The organism is Streptomyces sp. NPDC060000, from assembly GCF_042737375.1.
Classification (GTDB): domain Bacteria; phylum Actinomycetota; class Actinomycetes; order Streptomycetales; family Streptomycetaceae; genus Streptomyces.
Genome location: NZ_JBHWUU010000049.1, coordinates 35,949 through 52,168, shown reverse-complemented (window position 1 = coordinate 52,168; position 16,220 = coordinate 35,949). Strand labels below are relative to the sequence as shown.

At 72.7% G+C, this 16,220-nt stretch carries 17 protein-coding genes; 6 read left to right on the top strand and 11 right to left on the bottom strand.

Going from position 1 to position 16,220, the window contains the following annotated elements; translation table 11 throughout:
- Positions 1-85: 85 nt before the first annotated feature.
- The gene (locus tag ACFWBB_RS24810) at positions 86-922 is read left to right on the top strand and encodes a PhzF family phenazine biosynthesis protein (protein ID WP_385276493.1); all 837 of its coding nucleotides are present in this window, start codon (positions 86-88) and stop codon (positions 920-922) included.
- Positions 923-1,030: 108 nt separating this feature from the next.
- Here the strand turns inward: ACFWBB_RS24810 and ACFWBB_RS24805 are convergent, their stop codons facing one another.
- The 3 genes from ACFWBB_RS24805 to ACFWBB_RS24795 all read right to left on the bottom strand — a co-directional run bounded on the left by ACFWBB_RS24805 (position 1,031) and on the right by ACFWBB_RS24795 (position 2,709).
- Positions 1,031-1,693, bottom strand: coding sequence for a DUF5063 domain-containing protein (locus tag ACFWBB_RS24805; RefSeq protein ID WP_385276490.1), 663 nt, complete (start codon positions 1,691-1,693; stop codon positions 1,031-1,033).
- The gene (gene recR, locus ACFWBB_RS24800) at positions 1,686-2,285 is read right to left on the bottom strand and encodes a recombination mediator RecR (protein WP_385276487.1); all 600 of its coding nucleotides are present in this window, start codon (positions 2,283-2,285) and stop codon (positions 1,686-1,688) included. Before recR ends, ACFWBB_RS24805 begins: the two co-directional genes overlap by 8 nt.
- A 79-nt stretch (positions 2,286-2,364) precedes the next feature.
- The gene (locus tag ACFWBB_RS24795; RefSeq protein WP_356248582.1) at positions 2,365-2,709 is read right to left on the bottom strand and encodes a YbaB/EbfC family nucleoid-associated protein; all 345 of its coding nucleotides are present in this window, start codon (positions 2,707-2,709) and stop codon (positions 2,365-2,367) included.
- A gap of 330 nt (positions 2,710-3,039) precedes the next feature.
- Between ACFWBB_RS24795 and ACFWBB_RS24790 the strand changes: the two genes are divergently transcribed.
- Complete coding sequence (locus ACFWBB_RS24790) at positions 3,040-3,774, top strand: SLATT domain-containing protein (RefSeq protein ID WP_385276552.1); 735 nt, start codon at positions 3,040-3,042, stop codon at positions 3,772-3,774.
- Positions 3,775-3,872: 98 nt separating this feature from the next.
- Here the strand turns inward: ACFWBB_RS24790 and ACFWBB_RS24785 are convergent, their stop codons facing one another.
- The 4 genes from ACFWBB_RS24785 to ACFWBB_RS24770 form a co-directional block, all read right to left on the bottom strand.
- Positions 3,873-5,450: a substrate-binding domain-containing protein gene (locus ACFWBB_RS24785; RefSeq protein ID WP_385276482.1), complete on the bottom strand. Its 1,578-nt coding sequence runs from the start codon at positions 5,448-5,450 to the stop codon at positions 3,873-3,875.
- A 101-nt stretch (positions 5,451-5,551) separates the two neighbouring features.
- Positions 5,552-7,522, bottom strand: coding sequence for a serine/threonine-protein kinase (locus ACFWBB_RS24780; RefSeq protein WP_385276479.1), 1,971 nt, complete (start codon positions 7,520-7,522; stop codon positions 5,552-5,554).
- Positions 7,523-7,615: 93 nt separating this feature from the next.
- Entirely contained in the window at positions 7,616-8,074 is a 459-nt protein-coding gene (locus tag ACFWBB_RS24775) for a MarR family winged helix-turn-helix transcriptional regulator (protein ID WP_385276476.1), read from the bottom strand.
- Positions 8,071-8,679 carry a DJ-1/PfpI family protein gene (locus ACFWBB_RS24770; RefSeq protein WP_385276473.1) on the bottom strand — a complete coding sequence of 203 codons (609 nt, stop codon included), beginning with the start codon at positions 8,677-8,679 and terminating at the stop codon, positions 8,071-8,073. Before ACFWBB_RS24770 ends, ACFWBB_RS24775 begins: the two co-directional genes overlap by 4 nt.
- 241 nt (positions 8,680-8,920) lie before the next feature.
- On the opposite strand from ACFWBB_RS24770, the gene ACFWBB_RS24765 reads away from it, so the two are divergent.
- The 4 genes from ACFWBB_RS24765 (at position 8,921) to ACFWBB_RS24750 (ending at position 14,361) form a co-directional block, all read left to right on the top strand.
- A complete protein-coding gene (locus ACFWBB_RS24765; RefSeq protein ID WP_385276470.1) occupies positions 8,921-10,276 on the top strand; it encodes an aspartate aminotransferase family protein in 1,356 nt (451 codons plus the stop codon).
- Positions 10,277-10,478: 202 nt separating this feature from the next.
- Positions 10,479-11,180 carry a GntR family transcriptional regulator gene (locus ACFWBB_RS24760; protein ID WP_385276549.1) on the top strand — a complete coding sequence of 234 codons (702 nt, stop codon included), beginning with the start codon at positions 10,479-10,481 and terminating at the stop codon, positions 11,178-11,180.
- On the top strand, positions 11,177-13,651 hold the full coding sequence (locus ACFWBB_RS24755) for a glycosyltransferase (RefSeq protein ID WP_385276467.1): 2,475 nt from the start codon (positions 11,177-11,179) through the stop codon (positions 13,649-13,651). Before ACFWBB_RS24760 ends, ACFWBB_RS24755 begins: the two co-directional genes overlap by 4 nt.
- Before the next feature lie 59 nt (positions 13,652-13,710).
- The gene (locus tag ACFWBB_RS24750) at positions 13,711-14,361 is read left to right on the top strand and encodes a hypothetical protein (RefSeq protein ID WP_385276464.1); all 651 of its coding nucleotides are present in this window, start codon (positions 13,711-13,713) and stop codon (positions 14,359-14,361) included.
- 46 nt (positions 14,362-14,407) lie between these two features.
- Here the strand turns inward: ACFWBB_RS24750 and ACFWBB_RS24745 are convergent, their stop codons facing one another.
- The 4 genes from ACFWBB_RS24745 to ACFWBB_RS24730 all read right to left on the bottom strand — a co-directional run bounded on the left by ACFWBB_RS24745 (position 14,408) and on the right by ACFWBB_RS24730 (position 15,787).
- Entirely contained in the window at positions 14,408-14,701 is a 294-nt protein-coding gene (locus tag ACFWBB_RS24745) for a hypothetical protein (protein WP_385276461.1), read from the bottom strand.
- Positions 14,702-14,820: 119 nt separating this feature from the next.
- Positions 14,821-15,234 carry a hypothetical protein gene (locus ACFWBB_RS24740; RefSeq protein WP_385276458.1) on the bottom strand — a complete coding sequence of 138 codons (414 nt, stop codon included), beginning with the start codon at positions 15,232-15,234 and terminating at the stop codon, positions 14,821-14,823.
- On the bottom strand, positions 15,231-15,494 hold the full coding sequence (locus ACFWBB_RS24735; protein ID WP_385276455.1) for a hypothetical protein: 264 nt from the start codon (positions 15,492-15,494) through the stop codon (positions 15,231-15,233). Before ACFWBB_RS24735 ends, ACFWBB_RS24740 begins: the two co-directional genes overlap by 4 nt.
- Before the next feature lie 119 nt (positions 15,495-15,613).
- Complete coding sequence (locus ACFWBB_RS24730) at positions 15,614-15,787, bottom strand: hypothetical protein (RefSeq protein ID WP_385276452.1); 174 nt, start codon at positions 15,785-15,787, stop codon at positions 15,614-15,616.
- Positions 15,788-16,220: the final 433 nt, after the last annotated feature.

Below are 16,220 nucleotides of genomic sequence, written 5' to 3'. Positions count from 1 at the left end.
TGCGAGATCAACGATCCCGTCCCGGACCTGCGGAAACGAGGGAGCGCACTCCCGAAGGCATGGTGTAGACAGGTACACCATGACGATGGACGTACTGCGTTACGTGGCTTTCGGCACCGACCCGGCCGGCGGCAACCCCGCGGGTGTCGTGCTGGACGCCACCGGTGCCGATGACGCGACGATGCTGGCGACGGCGGCCGAAGTGGGCTACTCCGAAACGGCGTTCGTGACACCCTCCGACGACGGCACCCTGTCCGTCCGCTACTTCAGCCCGCTCGCCGAGGTGCCGTTCTGCGGGCACGCGACGATCGCCACGGCCGTGGCCCACGCCGACCGGCACGGCACCGGGACACTGATCCTGCAGACCGGTGTGGGCGTCGTCCCGGTCACCACCGCCGTGGCCGACGACGGGACGACCGTGGCGACCCTGGTGAGCGTCGCGCCGCACACCGGGCCCCTCGCGGAAGCCGACCTGGCCGAGCTGCTGTCCGCCCTGCGCTGGTCCGCCGACGACCTCGACCCGGCGCTACCGCCCCGCGCGGCCTACGCGGGCGCCTGGCATCCGGTCGTCGCCGCCGCCGACCGCAGCCGGCTGGCCGACCTCGACTACGACATGCCCGCGCTCACCGCGCTGATGGCCCGCCGGGGCTGGACCACGATCGACCTGGTCTGGCGGGAGTCGCCCACCGTGTTCCACGCCCGCAACCCCTTCCCGCCCGGCGGGGTGGTCGAGGACCCGGCCACCGGCGCGGCGGCCGCGGCCTTCGGCGGCTATCTGCGCGAACTCGAACTCGTCCCCGTCCCGGCGACCCTGACGATCCATCAGGGTGCGGACATGGGCCGCCCGAGCACCATCACGGTCTCCGTCCCCGCCGGACGGGACACCGGCATAGCCGTCACGGGCGCGGCCGTACCCATCTGACCGCCCGTACCCGTCCGGCCGGCCCTACCCGTCTGACGCCGGGTCGGACACCGGCCCGACCGGGGGGAAGGGCCGCGTGGCAGGACGGGCGCGACGGCCGGGACACGCCTAGGTCGCCGGGTGTACTCCCAGGCGCTCGCCGATCTCCTCCGCCATGACCCGGCCGGCCTCGAACTCGAGGGTCTCGTCGCCGAGGGCGCTCTGGTCGGTGTCGAGGCCGTCCAGTTCCGCGAGGGGCTGGTCGAGCCGGATGTGGGCGAGCACCGAGTGCAGGGCGCGCAGGGTCGCCGAGGCCGTGGAACCCCAGTTGGAGAAGTAGGAGAACTGCCACCACCACAGGGCCTCGGTGACGCGGCCCGCGCGGTAGTGGACCATGCCGTGACGCAGGTCGGCGATCACGTCGGCGAGGTCGTCGGAGATCCGGGCCGGCACGGGCGCCTTGCGGGGCTCGTACGGGTCGAAGACCTCCGAGTAGACGTCCACCGGCTCCAGCAGACGGGCCAGTTTCTCGCGGAGCTCGTCGGCGTCCGGCTCGAAGCCCGGGTCGGGCTCGTAGCGCTCGTCGGGGAGGATGTCCTCGTGGGCGCCGAGGCGACCGCCGGCCAGGAGCAGCTGGGAGACCTCCAGAAGGAGGAAGGGGACAGCCAGGCCCGGCTCGTCGCCCTTCGCCACTTCCGTGACAGCCACCAGGAAGCTCTCGACCTGGTCCGCGATCTGGACCGCGAAGTCGTCCGGGTTCCGTTCGGTCGCGTGCAGCGTGGCGTCAGACATCTAGGAGTCGTCTCCCCTCGAAGGCGCGGCCGAGGGTGACCTCGTCCGCGTATTCCAGGTCGCCGCCCACCGGGAGGCCGCTGGCCAGGCGGGTGACCTTCAGGCCCATGGGTTTGATCATGCGGGCGAGGTACGTGGCCGTCGCCTCGCCCTCCAGGTTCGGGTCGGTGGCGAGGATCAGTTCCGTGACCGTACCGTCGGCCAGCCGCGCGAGCAGTTCCCGGATCCGCAGGTCGTCGGGGCCGACGCCCTCGATCGGGCTGATCGCGCCGCCCAGGACGTGGTACCTGCCACGGAACTCACGGGTGCGCTCGACCGCGACGACGTCCTTCGGTTCCTCGACGACGCAGATGACCGTCGGGTCGCGGCGCGGGTCGCGGCAGATGCCGCACAGCTCCTCCTGCGCCACGTTGCCGCAGGTCGCGCAGAAGCGGACCTTCGCCTTGACCTCCATGAGGGTCTGCGCGAGCCGCCGTACGTCCGTCGGTTCCGCCTGGAGGATGTGGAAGGCGATCCGCTGCGCGCTCTTGGGACCGACGCCGGGCAGTCGCCCCAGCTCGTCGATGAGGTCCTGGACCACGCCTTCGTACAACGGACTGCCGTCCTTCCTGGGGTTCCTTGCGGTACGTACGGTAGTTGGCCGAGGCCGGTCCGCGTAAGGCGGGCCGGTCCTAGAAAGGCAGTCCCGGGATGCCGCTGCCGCCACCCAGACCCTGGGCCAGCGGGCCGAGCTTCTGCTGCTGGAGCGTCTGCGCGTTCTCGTTGGCCGCGTGGACGGCCGCGACGATCAGGTCGGCGAGGGTCTCGGTGTCGTCCGGGTCCACCGCCTTCGGGTCGATCCGCAGGGCGCGCAGCTCGCCGGAGCCGGTCACGGTGGCCTTCACCAGGCCGCCGCCCGCCTGCCCGTCGACCTCCGTGTTCGCCAGTTCCTCCTGAGCGAGGGCCAGGTCCTGCTGCATCTTCTGGGCCTGCTGGAGCAGCTGCTGCATGTTGGGCTGGCCACCACCGGGAATCACGATCAGCTCCTGTGTCCTACGACTGTCGGGCGTGCCTTCGGGCGGGCTTTTCCCGCTCGGCACGAGCCTACGTGGTCTGTGCGGGTGTCGCCCCAGCACTCTTTCGAGTGAGTTATGTGTGGGGCCTATACCTGATCAAGGCCCACTTCCAGGCGTAAAAGAGGTGAAACCTTCCTCTTCGCCACCCATTGGGAGGTAGGAAAGGTCCGGCGCGTCAGCATCAGGCGTCACGGGTGTCACGCAACGTGAGCGGTGGGGACCGGTCGGCATCAACGGTCGGGATCAATCGGTCGGGATCAGTAGGGAGTGCCGGTGGGTCAGCAGCCGGAGATGCAGCCCGAGGGTCCGCCTCAGGACGGGCGGGGTGAGGGCGCGGCCGGGCTGCGGCCGGGCGATCTGGTGGGGCGGACGTTTCCGCTCGGGGACTGGGGCGAGCCCGCCGAGCGGCTGAACGAGCTGTACCGGTGGGTGGAGCGCGGGGCGCTGGAGACCGCCGCCTGGTACCTCGCGGACCGGGTGTGGAAGCGCCGTGCCGCCCGGGGTCTGCGCACCGGGGCGGCGGCGGGGGCGGTGTGCGCGGCGGCGCTGCCGCTGCTGGACCTCACCCGGGTGATGGGCGGGGTCGCCCCCTGGGGGTATCTGGCACTGCTGCTCGCGGTGGCGTGCCTTGCGGTGGACCGGTTCTTCGGCGTGACGTCCGGCTGGATAAGGGACGTGGCCACCGCGCAGGCCGTGCAGCGCCGGCTCCAGGTGCTCCAGTTCGACTGGGCATCGGAGAGTGTCCGGGAGGTGCTGGGTCCGGCGGAGGGCACGGCGAGCGAGGCCGCCGAGCGGTGCCTGGCGGTGCTGCGCCGGTTCTCGGAGGACGTCACGGAGCTGGTGCGTACGGAGACGGCGGACTGGATGGTCGAGTTCCGGACCGGGCCGACGCCGATGGGGATGCAGGCGGCGGGTGCCTCCGGCGGGCGGGCGGACGTGGGCGGGGGGTACGGGCGGTTTCCGATGCCGCCGGGAGCGAACGCCCGGCCGAACATGCCTCGGCAGCGGCCGCCGGAGCCGCGGTGAGCGCGCGGCGGCGGCTTTTTCGCCCCCGCCGCCCCTTACCGTCCCGCCCCTGGGGGCTGCACCCTCGGACCCCCCTTTCGGCCTTGACGGCCTCGTCCTCAAGCTCCCCCGGAGGGGGCACCCCCGGACGGGCTTGATGGTCCGGACGGGCTTGACTGGCACAGGCGCAGGCCCTCCGGGGACCAGCACGGCAGGTGGCCGTGGGTGCGGATCACGTCCTGGCCGTTGCCCCGGGTGAGGTAGGTCAGGAAGCTCGAGGCCAGGGAGTCGGCCGGGGGCCGGCCGTAGGTGTAGGCGTACTCGATCTCGCGGTACGGGTAGCCGCTCGTGCCGTGTTCGAGGGCGTCCACGGAGGGCGGGTCGCCGTCGAGGTCGAGCGGGTGCAGGCCCTTCGCGCGGCCGGCCAGGTTGAGCTCGCTGTAGCCGATCGCGCCCGGGACGGCGGCGACCGTGGAGAGCACCTGGTCGGTGGAGTCGAGTTCGCAGCGGACGACCGGGGCCGTCGGGTCGTCCTTGTGGACGCAGTCGACGGACGAGTTGGCGATCTCGCCGCGGCCCAGCACCCGCCGCTGGAACACCTGCCGGGTCCCGGAGTTGGCGTCCCGGCTGACCAGGACCACCGGCAGGTGCGGCCCGCCGACCTGGTCCCAGTTGGCGATCTCCCCCCGGTACAGCCGCCGCACGTCCGCCGTGGAGAGGTTCCTCAGTTCGACGTCGTCGTGGACGACCAGGGCGAACACCGACACGGCGACGCGGTTCTCGCGCAGTTCGTCGAGCCCGGCCGGCCTGGGGCCGTCGGAGAGGGCGACGACCGGCGGAGATCCCTTCTTGCCCGCGAGGCCGGCGGCGGCGAGTTCACGGATCCCGGCCGTCGAGCCGTGCGGGTCCACGGTGAGGTGCGCGCCCTCGCAGTCCCGTTCGTACTTGGCCGCCGCCTCCCGGACCACCGGTGCGAAGGCGGTCGAGCCGGTGACCGTGAGCGTGCCGCGCTCGCAGCCGACCGGGGGCGGGTCGTCGCCGACGACGACGATCGTCGCGAGGGTGACCACACAGACCGTGAGCAGGATGGAGATCAGCCGGGCGGCCCGGCTGAACAGCGGCGGGGTGTCGTCCGGGGTCGCGCTGCGGTTGGGGTGCACCTCGCCGTCGCGCAGACCTCCGTACAGCCGTATCCCCCGTCCGACGTCGCCGCCCGACAGCAGCACGAGCAGCTTGAAGTGCTCGCGGGGGTTGAGCGGGACGCGGGGGATGCGCAGCGTGTTGCCGTCGTAGCCGAAGCCCCGGTCCGCGGTGAAGTGGTCCATGAGGTGGTCGGTGTCGGTCGGCTGGGTGACCGACACCCCGCGGATGGTGCGGTCGGTGAAGACGGCGGTCAGGCCGTGGCGTTCGGGGCCCGTGTAGTCGTCGCGGGCGATGCCCTGCGAGCCGTCGTTCTCGATGCGCAGCAGGACGAGCGTCGCGTCCGACATGCCGGGGGCCTCGTCGAAGAGGCCGAGACGGCGGTTGGCGCGGCCGGAACGGACGTCGTCGCCGATGGGGTTGTCCATCTGGACGCGGTAACCGACCCTCTTGCGGCGCGGCACCCGGCGCTCGTACCAGACCATGATCCCGGACGCGAGGATGCCCACGAAGGCCGTTCCCACGGCCACCACGTTCTCAGCGTTCAGCCAGTCCACTGTGGGCGCCCCCGCCACTCCCGCCGACCCGATGGCCGGGGGCCACCGTACGTCCGCCCGAGGGGACATTCCGGACCGGTCGGCGGACGTTCGCCGGACGTTCACCGACGGGTGTAGGTCAGTTTCTCCCCGGTGCCGGTGTTCACCCGGCGCAGTCTGCCGTCGGCGAGGAGCGTGACCTCGGAGGCCTCGCCGGGGCTGCACGCCGAGAGGGGCTCGCCGGTGGTGACCTCGGAGGGGCCGATCTCCAGCGGGCCGTCGCCGCCCGGGCGTCGGGAGAGCGCGGCGCTGAACTCGCAGTGGTACCCCTTTCCGTCGGCGACGAGCGCGAGCACCTTGTCGCCGACCTGGCCCTGGGCGAGGGTCAGCCGGCGCGTGTCGGTGCCGCTCGCGCTGTCGATCGTGGTGGTCCAGGTGCCGAGGTAGGCCGCCGGGACCACGCCGTCCGTCGAGGACGCGGAGGGTGACGCGGAAGCGGACGAGGAGGAGGACGCGGTCGAGTCCGGGGAGGGCAGCTCCGATCCCTTCGCGGCACTGGACGTGGTGGGCGTCGGCTGTGCGGTGGCGTCGCCGTCGCCGTTCATGAACGCGTACACCGAGCCGCCGGCCGCGACCGCGACCACCAGGGCGACCGCGACGAGCAGGGCGGTCGTCCGGCCGCTGCGGCGCGACGGCTCCTGCGGGCCGGTCGGGTCGGCGGGGTCGGCCGGCCCGTACGGGCCGTACCCGGGGGCGGGGCCGTACCCGGGGGCGGGGCCGGGGCCCGCCGTGCCGTCCGCGTACGGGTTGTACGGCGCGTCCGCACCGGGCGCCGCCGACCACCCGGCCGGCAGGGCCGGGGGCGCGGCCGGCTGCGGGTGCTGCTGGGGCCGGCCGTACGCCGGGTGGACCGGGGCGGGCTGCGCACCGGGCGGGAGGGGCTGCGACGGGATGCCGTCGGCGCCCGCGAGCAGCGTGGGGCGGTGGTCCGGCGAGGGCGCGTCGCCGCGCGGACCGGAGTGTTCCGGGAAGGCCTCGGAGCCGGCCGCCGAGTACGCGCCCGGCGCGGAACGCGACGGGAAGCCGGAAGAGGACGGCGAGCCGAAGGGGGACGGGGAGCCGAAGGAGGACGGGGGGCCGGAGGGGGAAGGGTCCGTGCCCTCCGTGCTCTCAGGGTTCTCCACCTCCAGCAACCGCACGGCGTGGCGGCCGAGCTGGGCCACGAGGGCGCCGGGCAGCCAGGGGTCGCGGGAGCGGCCGTCGGAGACGGTGTCGTCGACGCCGGTGAGCTCCAGGACGCGGTCCAGGGAGGGGCGGGCGCCCGGGTCCTTGCGCAGACAGCCGCGGACCAGGTCGGCGATGCCCTCGGGGACGCCCGAGAGGTCGGGGTCGTTCTGGGCGATGCGGAACATCAGGGCGTGCGCCCCGCTGTCGGCGGAGCCGAAGGGCAGGGCGCCGGTGGCGGCGTAGGTGATGACCGAGCCCAGGCAGAAAACGTCGCTGGCGGGCGTGACCGGGGCGCCGCGCAGCTGCTCGGGGGCCATGAAGCCGGGCGAGCCGATCACCGCGCCGGTCTGGGTCAGCCGGCTGTCGCCGGTCACGCTCTCCAGCGCCCGCGCGACGCCGAAGTCGATGACCCGGGGCCCCTCGATGGTGACCATCACATTGGACGGCTTGAGGTCACGGTGGACGATCCCGGCCGCGTGGATGTTGGCCAGCGCGTGGGCGAGCCCGGCCGCGAGGATGCGCACCGACCGCTCGGGCAGCGGGCCGTGGTCGTGGCTCACGACCTGCTGGAGGCTCGGCCCAGCGACATAGCCGGTGGCGACCCAGGGCACGGCGGCCTCGGTGTCGGCGTCCAGGACGGGCGCGGTCCAGAACCCGCCGACCCGCTGCGCGTTGCGCACCTCCTGCCGGAACCGCGCCCGGAACTCCTCCCGCGCCGCCAGCTCGGGCCGGACCAGCTTCACGGCGACCGTCCGGCCCCGGTCCGACCGGGCGAGGTAGACCTGCCCCATGCCGCCCGCGCCCAGCCGCGCGAGCAGCCGGTAGCCGCCGATGCGCTGCGGGTCCCCCGGGCCCAGCTTCTCCATCGCAGCGCCGCCTTTCCCGCACATGTGTGATCGGGACATGTGCATTCCAGCCGAGAATAATCCGGCCGTTCGGGCAGTGGTGCGGCGCGGTGTCTACGGTTGCGTAACAGCGGGCTCCAGCCCGTCCAGCACCTTGGACAGCCGTTCCAGTACGTGTACGGCCGCGGCGAGCTCCGCGTCCCCGTACGCCTCGGCCAGCCGGTCGGCGAGGGCCGCGTGCCCGGGGTGGATGCGGGCGATCGCGGCCCGCCCCTGTCCGGTGGGCGCGAGCAGCTTGGCGCGCCGGTGGGCGGGGTTGGGCCGGTACTCCGCGAGGCCGCGCTCCACCAGCAGGTCCGCGATGCGCTGGACGCTCTGCCGGGTGATGCCCATCGCACGGGCGATGCCGGACACCGGCAACGGGTCGCCGAGCACCGCGCCGAGCACCTGCCACCAGGCGGCGGTGAGCCCGGCGGGCCCGGCCAGCTCCTCCGCCACGGCGAGGAACTGGCCGTTCAGCCGGAACACCCCGAGGGCGCCGCGGCTGAGCAGGTCCTGGCGTTCGCGGCTCACCGGCCGGCCGTCGCCTTCTCCAGCACGGCGTAGGCCGCCGCGTCGGAGTCGTGGAACAGCCGGTACCAGGCGTCCAGCACCTCGCCCTCGTAGACACCGAGGAGCCGGAAGATCTCGCGGGCGAACGCGACCGGCTCGGTCGGACCGGCGGTGATCAGACCCGTGTCGGTGACGGCGTCCGCCTCGACGTACCGGTCGCCGCCTCCGTAGCCGGTCGCGGCCAGGTAGAAGGAGACCGCGCCGGTGTGGTCCCGGTCGTCGAGCAGCCCCTCGCGGGCGAGACCCGCGGTGGCCCCGCAGATCGCGGCGACGGGCACCCCGGCGTCGAGGAACGCGCGTGCCGCGCGGGCGAAGGGCGCGAGGTCGTCGGAGGTGTCCCAGAGATCGGCGCCCGGCAGGATCAGCAGGGAGCTGTCCTCGGGCCGCAGGGCGTCCAGCGCCAGGTCGGGCCGGATGTTCAGTCCCCCGACGCTGACCACCGGCTCCTGCGACCCCCCGACCGTCCGGATCTCGTATCCGTTGCGCGCCAGGTAGGCCGTGGCGAACCCGGTCTCCCAGTCGGCGAGCGTGTCGTACACGGCGAGATGCACGGGCTTGCGGCTCATGGCTCCTCCTCGTGAAGCGGGTTCTTGAGATACCGAGTCCCGAGATACCGAGTCCGGAGAACCGGGTCCCAGGATGCTCAGTTCCAAGTCCCAAGACAGTAGACTGTCATTTCGACAGCAGGCTGTCAATGCATCTCGTCACGACTCCTCTCCACGCCCGACAACCTGTCGCGGAATCGCCCCGTCCACGGAACAGGACGCCGATACCGCTTCCGCATCGCGGACATTTACGCTCACCGGCATGACCCCTCAGTCCAACCCCCAGGCCGGCGCCGCCGTGAAGGCCGCGGACCGCGCGCATGTCTTCCACTCCTGGTCCGCCCAGGAGCTCATCGACCCGCTCGCCGTGGCCGGCGCGGAGGGGTCGTACTTCTGGGACTACGACGGCAAGCGGTACCTCGACCTCACCAGCGGGCTCGTCTACGCCAACATCGGCTACCAGCACCCGAAGGTCGTCGCCGCGATCCAGGAACAGGCCGCACACCTGACCACCTTCGCGCCCGCCTTCGCCGTCGAGGCCCGCTCGGAGGCGGCCCGGCTGATCGCCGAGCGGACCCCCGGCGACCTGGACAAGATCTTCTTCACCAACGGTGGGGCGGACGCGGTCGAGCACGCCGTGCGCATGGCCCGGCTGCACACCGGGCGTGCCAAGGTGCTGTCCGCCTACCGCTCGTACCACGGCGGCACCCAGCAGGCCGTGAACCTCACCGGCGACCCGCGCCGCTGGGCCTCCGACACCGCGACGGCGGGGGTCGTGCACTTCTGGGCGCCCTACCTCTACCGCTCCCGCTTCTACGCGGAGACGGAGGAGCAGGAGACCGCGCGGGCCCTCGAACACCTGGAGACGACGATCGCCTTCGAGGGGCCGGGGACGATCGCCGCGATCATCCTGGAGACCATCCCCGGCACCGCCGGGATCATGGTCCCGCCGCCCGGCTATCTCGCCGGGGTGCGGGAGCTCTGCGACACGTACGGCATCGTCTTCGTCCTGGACGAGGTCATGGCCGGGTTCGGGCGCACCGGCGAGTGGTTCGCGGCCGACCTGTTCGATGTCACGCCCGACCTGATGACCTTCGCCAAGGGCGTGAACAGCGGATATGTGCCGCTCGGCGGTGTCGCCGTCTCGGGCGCGATCGCGGAGACCTTCGCCAGGCGGCCCTACCCGGGCGGTCTGACGTACTCCGGGCACCCGCTGGCCTGCGCCGCCGCCGTCGCGACGATCAACGTCATGGCGGAGGAGGGCATCGTCGAGAACGCGAAGAACCTGGGTGCCTCGGTCGTCGAGCCGGGGCTGCGGGAGCTGGCCGAGCGGCACGCCAGCGTCGGCGAGGTGCGCGGGGTCGGCATGTTCTGGGCCCTGGAGCTGGTGAAGAACCGGGAGACCCGCGAGCCGCTCGTGCCGTACAACGCGGCGGGCGAGGCCAACGCGGCCATGGCCGCCTTCGGCGCGGCCGCCAGGAAGGCCGGGGCGTGGCCGTTCGTGAACATGAACCGCACCCACTTCGTGCCGCCGCTCAACGTCTCCGAGTCCGAGGTCAAGGAGGGCCTCGCGGCCCTGGACGCGGCGCTCTCGGTGGCCGACGAGTACACGGAGTAGGGGCGGGCGCACGGGGACCGATCGGGGACCGTCGGGCCGAACGGATGGGCCGATCGGCGGACCGGTGGGGGACGGATCGGGGGCGGGTCCTGGCCGCCGCGAGCAGAGGGCCGGGATTTCTTCGAACGCGTAAGGTGGCGTGCTCGTACATACCGACGAGCACACCATTTTTCCCGCCCCCGACGATGGAGACGCCTCGAACATGCCCGGCAGCACCGGCAACGGAGCCGTGACGCGCAGCACCCTGCGACAGCAGATCGCCGACGCGCTTCGCGACGAGGTGCTGGGGGGACGGCTCAAGCCGGGCCAGGAGTTCACGGTCAAGGAGATCGCCGAGCAGTACGGCGTCTCCGCGACCCCCGTGCGAGAGGCCCTCGTCGACCTCTCCGCGCAGGGGCTCCTGGAGGCCGACCAGCACCGGGGCTTCCGGGTCCACGAGTACTCCGTCAAGGACTTCCGGGGCATGATCGAGGCGCGCAGCCTGATCATCGAAGGGATGTTCCTCGCCCTCGACGAGGGCCGTCAGCGCCACCTCAACTACGACGACCCGCGCACCGCGGCCGCCATCGCCGGGGTGCGCCGCCGAGGCGACGAGGCGCAGCGGGCCGCGTCCGCCGGTGACCTCACCGTCCTCATCGGCTACGACCTGCGCTTCTGGCGCGAGCTGAGCGCCCTGTTCGGCAACCCCTATCTCGCCGACTTCCTGCACCGGCTGCGGTTGCAGTCCTGGGTGTGCACGGTGCAGTACCTGCCCGGGCTGAGCGATCTGCGCGGTCTGCTGTGGTCCGGCCACACCGAACTGATCGACGCCCTGTACGACCGCGACACCACCACCGCCCGCGTGATCCTCGCCGCGTACAACGACGACTCCATCGCCCTGATCGAGCGGCTGGCGGCGGAATGAGCAGGGCGGAAGCCCCCGGCACACCCGTCACCGCGCAGCGCACCCCGCCCGTCGAGCTCTCCGTCGTCATCCCCGCCTACAACGAGGAGCGCCGGCTCGGCCCCACCCTGGACGCCGTCACCCGCCATCTCGACGCGACCGGCAGCCACTGGCGCACCTGGGAGATCCTGGTCGCCGACGACGGTTCCACCGACGCCACCCGCGAACTGGTCACCGTCCGCCGCGACCCCCGGGTGCGGCTCGTCCTCGGCTCCGGCACCGGCAACCGGGGCAAGGGCCACGCGCTGCGCCACGGAGTCGCCGCCAGCCGGGGCGGCCATGTCCTGGTCATGGACGCCGATCTCGCCACTCCCGTCGAGGAGTTGGAGCACCTGGAGAAGGCGCTCGCCGACGGGCACGCGGCGGCGATCGGCTCACGCGCGGTGCCCGGCGCGACCCTCGGCGACCGCCAGCACCGGATACGCGAACTCCTCGGCGCGGCGGGCAACCTCCTCATACGCCGGACGACCCTGCGCGGAACGCGTGACACCCAGTGCGGGTTCAAGCTGTTCGACGGCGACAGCGCCCGCACCGCCTTCGCCGCCTCCCGCCTCAACGGCTGGGCCATCGACGTGGAGGTGCTCCGGCACTTCCAGCGCGTCGGCTGGCCGGTCGCCGAGGTGCCCGTGCACTGGTCGCACCGGCCCGGCTCCAAGGTCCGCCCCGCGGACTACCTACGGTTCCTGCGCGACCTGGTCCGGCTCCGGATGCCGGTGCCGGGACCGGCGGACATCGTCGCCGTCCTTCTCTTCCTCGCGATGGCGGTGGCCCTCTGCTCCGGCCGCCTCCCCGACCCGGCCCACCGCTATCTCACCGACTCCCTCCAGGACCAGAACCAGTGGGAGTGGTTCTTCGCGGTGACCGCCGACAACGTCGCCCACCTGCGCAATCCCCTCTTCACCGACCTCCAGGGCTTCCCCGGCGGCGTGAACCTGATGGCCAACACCACGATGCCGGGCCTGTCCGTCCCGCTCACCCCCGTCACGCTGCTGCTCGGCCCGGCCGTGACGCTCACCCTGGTGATGACGCTGGGCCTCGCGGCGACGGCCACCGCCTGGTACCGGCTGATCGTGAAACGGCTCGTCCGGCAGCGCGCGGCCGCCTTCGCCGGGGCCGCGCTGGCCACGTTCGCGCCGCCCATGATCAGCCACGCCAACGCCCACCCGAACTTCGTCGTGCTCTTCATGATCCCGGCGATCATCGAACGGGCCCTGCGGCTCACGACCGGCGAGCGGGTCACCCGGGACGCGGTCGTCCTCGGCCTGATGGCGGCCTACCAGTTCTTCCTCGGCGAGGAGCCCCTGCTGCTCGCCGCGCTGGGCATGCTGGTGTTCGCCGTCGCCTACGGCGCCGTACGCCCCGACGTGGCGCGGAAGGCGGCCCGCCCGCTGCTGAACGGTCTGGCGATCGCCGCCGCCGTCTGTCTCCCGCTCGTCCTCTACCCGCTGGCCTGGCAGTTCTCCGGCCCGCAGAGCTACACCGGCATCGACCACGGCACCGCGCCCGGCGTCGCCAACTCCGTCCGGGCGCTGCTCTCCTTCGCCGAGCGCTCCCTGATCGCGGGCGACGCCCGGCGCGCCGACGCCCTCTCCCTCAACCCGACCGAGCAGAACGCGTTCTACGGCTGGCCGCTCGTCCTGCTCGCGTTCGCGATCACGGCGGGGCTGTGGCGGCGGCCCGTGGTCAGAGCGCTGGCCTGCACGGCGGCGGGCGCGGCCGTGCTGTCCCTCGGCTCACGCATCGCCCTCCCCCTCACCGGCGTCACCGTCCCCGGGCCCTGGGCCCTGCTCGCCGGCCTCCCTCTCTTCGAGTCGGTCATCGAGAGCCGGGTCGCGCTGGTCTGCGCCCCGCCACTGGGCATGCTGCTCGCCCTGGCGATCGACCGGCTGGCACGGGCCCGCCGCCTGGGCACGCAGTACGCCGGACTGCTCGCCGTCTGCCTCGCCCTGCTCCCCCTCGTCCCCGCCCCGCTGACGTCCGAGCCGCGCGCCGAGGTGCCCGCCTTCTTCACCGACGGCACCTGGAAGACGTACGTCCGGGGTGGCGAGACCCTGGTCCCGGTGCCGCTCGCCGAACCGGAGGACGCCGAGGCGCTGCACTGGCAGACGGCGGCCGGCCTCGGCTTCCGGATGCCCGGCGGCTACTTCAACGGCCCCTTCGGCGACGGCGACCGCACCGGCGTCTACGGCGTCCCGCTGCGCTTCACGGCGAGTCTGCTGCGCGACGTGCGGTATACGGGCGTGGTCCCGGTGGTCGACGCCCGCGCCCGGGCCGCGACCCGCGAGGACCTCGCGTACTGGCGGGCGGGCGCACTGGTGCTGGCCCCGCAGCCGCACGCGGACCGGCTGCGTGAGACGGTGGACAAGCTGGTGGGCCGGCCGGGTGGGCGGGTGGCCGGAGTGTGGGTATGGGACCTGCACGAGGGGAGCTGACGCGTGCCGCACCGACTAGTCTTCCCTGACCGGTCAACGTACTGAGTGAGGAGCTCTCTTTGGCCTGTGACCTGTGGCTCGTGCCGCTCGTCGACGTGTTGTGCCACACCCCCGACAATCCCTTCGCCGACGAACTCGCCCAGTACAACAAGGTGCTGGCCGAGGCGGGTCTCCCGCCGGTGCCGGTGTACCAGTACATGCCCGGGCTGTCCGGCGAGGTCGCCCCGGTGGCCGGCTTCGACTACGACGCCCTTCACTTCCTGCGCCGCGCCTACCTACTGCAGGTGTGCGGACTGCCGGTGACGCCGGTGGACGAACTGGGCGGCGACTACGAGCAGCTGCTGGAGATGTTCGAGGCGACGGCCAAGCAGTCGCACCTGGTCTGGCACTACGACCACGCGGGCGCGTACGTCCCCGTCGACTTCCCGCAGCCGTTGTCGAACGACGAACTCCTCGCGGGCGGCGGCCCGTTGGGTTCCGCGCAATCCTTGTTGCGGGAACTGGAGTTCGTGGCTCCGTCCATCGGCATCGATCCGGCCAATCCGCCGTTGGCCCCGCAACCGCCCGCCGGCCCCACGGAGTTGGAGGAGCCTGCCGTTCCGGCGCCGTACGATCCCAGCCCCTTCGCGCGCGAGCGCCACGTCTGGCTGGGGCTGCACGCGGCGGCGACACGGAGCCTGGCGCAGGGGTCGATGATCGTCTTCAGCTGAGCCGACCGCTTCCGACCCGGCCGACCGCCGTCAGCTCAGCGGTCGGTCAGCGGCCGAGCTGGGACAGACCCCGCTGCACGTCCTCCATGTTCATCACCGGGGTGTAGGAGATCTCGGCTCCGAGGTTGAGGAAGAACGGCTCGCTGAGCACGGGCATCTGTGCGCTGTCCTGCATGTCGAAGAACACGTAGGCGGTGCGCTTGCCGTGGTCGGTGGTGAAGTAGGCCGCCTCGGGCTTGATCTGCTCCATCGACTCCTGGATCAGTTTCGCCAGGGTGCCGCTCCGGATGGCCTCGTTCGCCTTCTCCGTGTCCATGCACGCCTTGAGCAGTACGCGCATCGCACTCACCTTCTTCTGGCCGACGCACGCGAATGTCGCCACCAGGATATGCCTGTATGCGGCATTCCTCCCTTGTGGGAGGCGCCCGCCCGACGACACCGGGCGGGCGCCTTCACCCGCTATCGCCGGTGCGGCAACCTGATCGTACGGACGAGGGGCATCTCCGCGTACAGGTCGGGATCGACGGTCACGACATGCCGTCCGTCCGGCCAGTCGACCGTCGGCCTGGACAGGTGAACCGCGTGCCCGAGCCGCCACTCCACGCCGTCGCGCAGCAACGCACCCACCGTGGACGCGCCCGCGAAGTCCAACTCGACGATCTCGACGGCGAGCAGGGCGCCGACGTGTTCCGCGAGCCCCTTGCGCATCCCGTCGGCGGCGGCCAGGCAGAGCGCCGGTACGTACACGTGCCGAGTCGGCCCGTGCTCGGCGTTCGACACGAACTGCGAGGCGAGAGAGTTCCCCGAGCCCAGCGCCAGCAGCGCCGACTCGTCGAAGACGACGCCGGTCGATCCGGCCCTCGCGCCGCTCACAGACTGTCCACGGGTCGGCCGGCCTCGAGGTCCTGCCAGACCTTCTCCGCGCGGTCGTGGTCCTCGTCCGTGAGCGTCACGCCGAAGTGTGTCTCGCAGTACGCCTTCGCCTTCTCGTAACGCTTGCGCAGTTCCTCCCGCGTCGGCGTGGCTCCCGCCAGTTCGGCGATCAGGTCGCGCATGGTCATCCCGCGCTCACGGGCGAGCACCATGAGGCGGTCACGGACGGCGGGGTCGACCTTGACGGTGGTGTCAGCCATGACGACAGTATACCTCCGGTATACCGCCTCGGTCCGCTCGAGCAATGCGGTCATCACGTTCCTTTCGGTTGGGAAACCCGGCACGTCACGGGCGTGCGGCCAGGAGCCTGCGGGGGCGCCTACGCGAGCGCCGGCTGCCCGCGCAGCAACGCTCTGGCCATCGCGCTGCCCCGGCGGGCGGCCTCGCGATACCCGACGGCGCCGGGCTTGCGCAGTTCGATCTCGACGGTCGTGGTGGGAGCCGGCCGATCTCGACGGTCGTGGTGGGAGCCGGCGTCGGCGGTGCCGGGCACTTACGACGCAGGCGGTTCTCGATCAGTGCCAGCGGCGAGTACACGCGGCTCGGAAGGCCGTCCGTCAGCGCGGCCCGCAGCTGCGCACTGCTCGCCCCCGCGCCCCACCACGCCTCCACCAGCGGCGCGAGCCGCAACGCCTCGGCGGCACCGAGGGTGAGCCCGGGGTGCGCCCGGCCGAGCGAGCCGAGGAACCTGGCGGCGAACGCCGTGCGCTCACTCGGCTCCGGCCCGGGGTCGGGGTCCGGCCCGGGGCCAGGGCCGGGGTCGGGGTCCGGCCCGGGGCCAGGGCCGGGGTCGGGGTCCGGCCCGGGGCCAGGGCCGGGGCCAGGGTCCAGCCCGGGGCCAGGGCCGGGGCCAGGGTCCAGCCCGGGGCCAGGGCCGGGGCCAGGGTCCAGCCCGGGGCCAGGGCCGGGGCCGGGGTCCAGCCCGG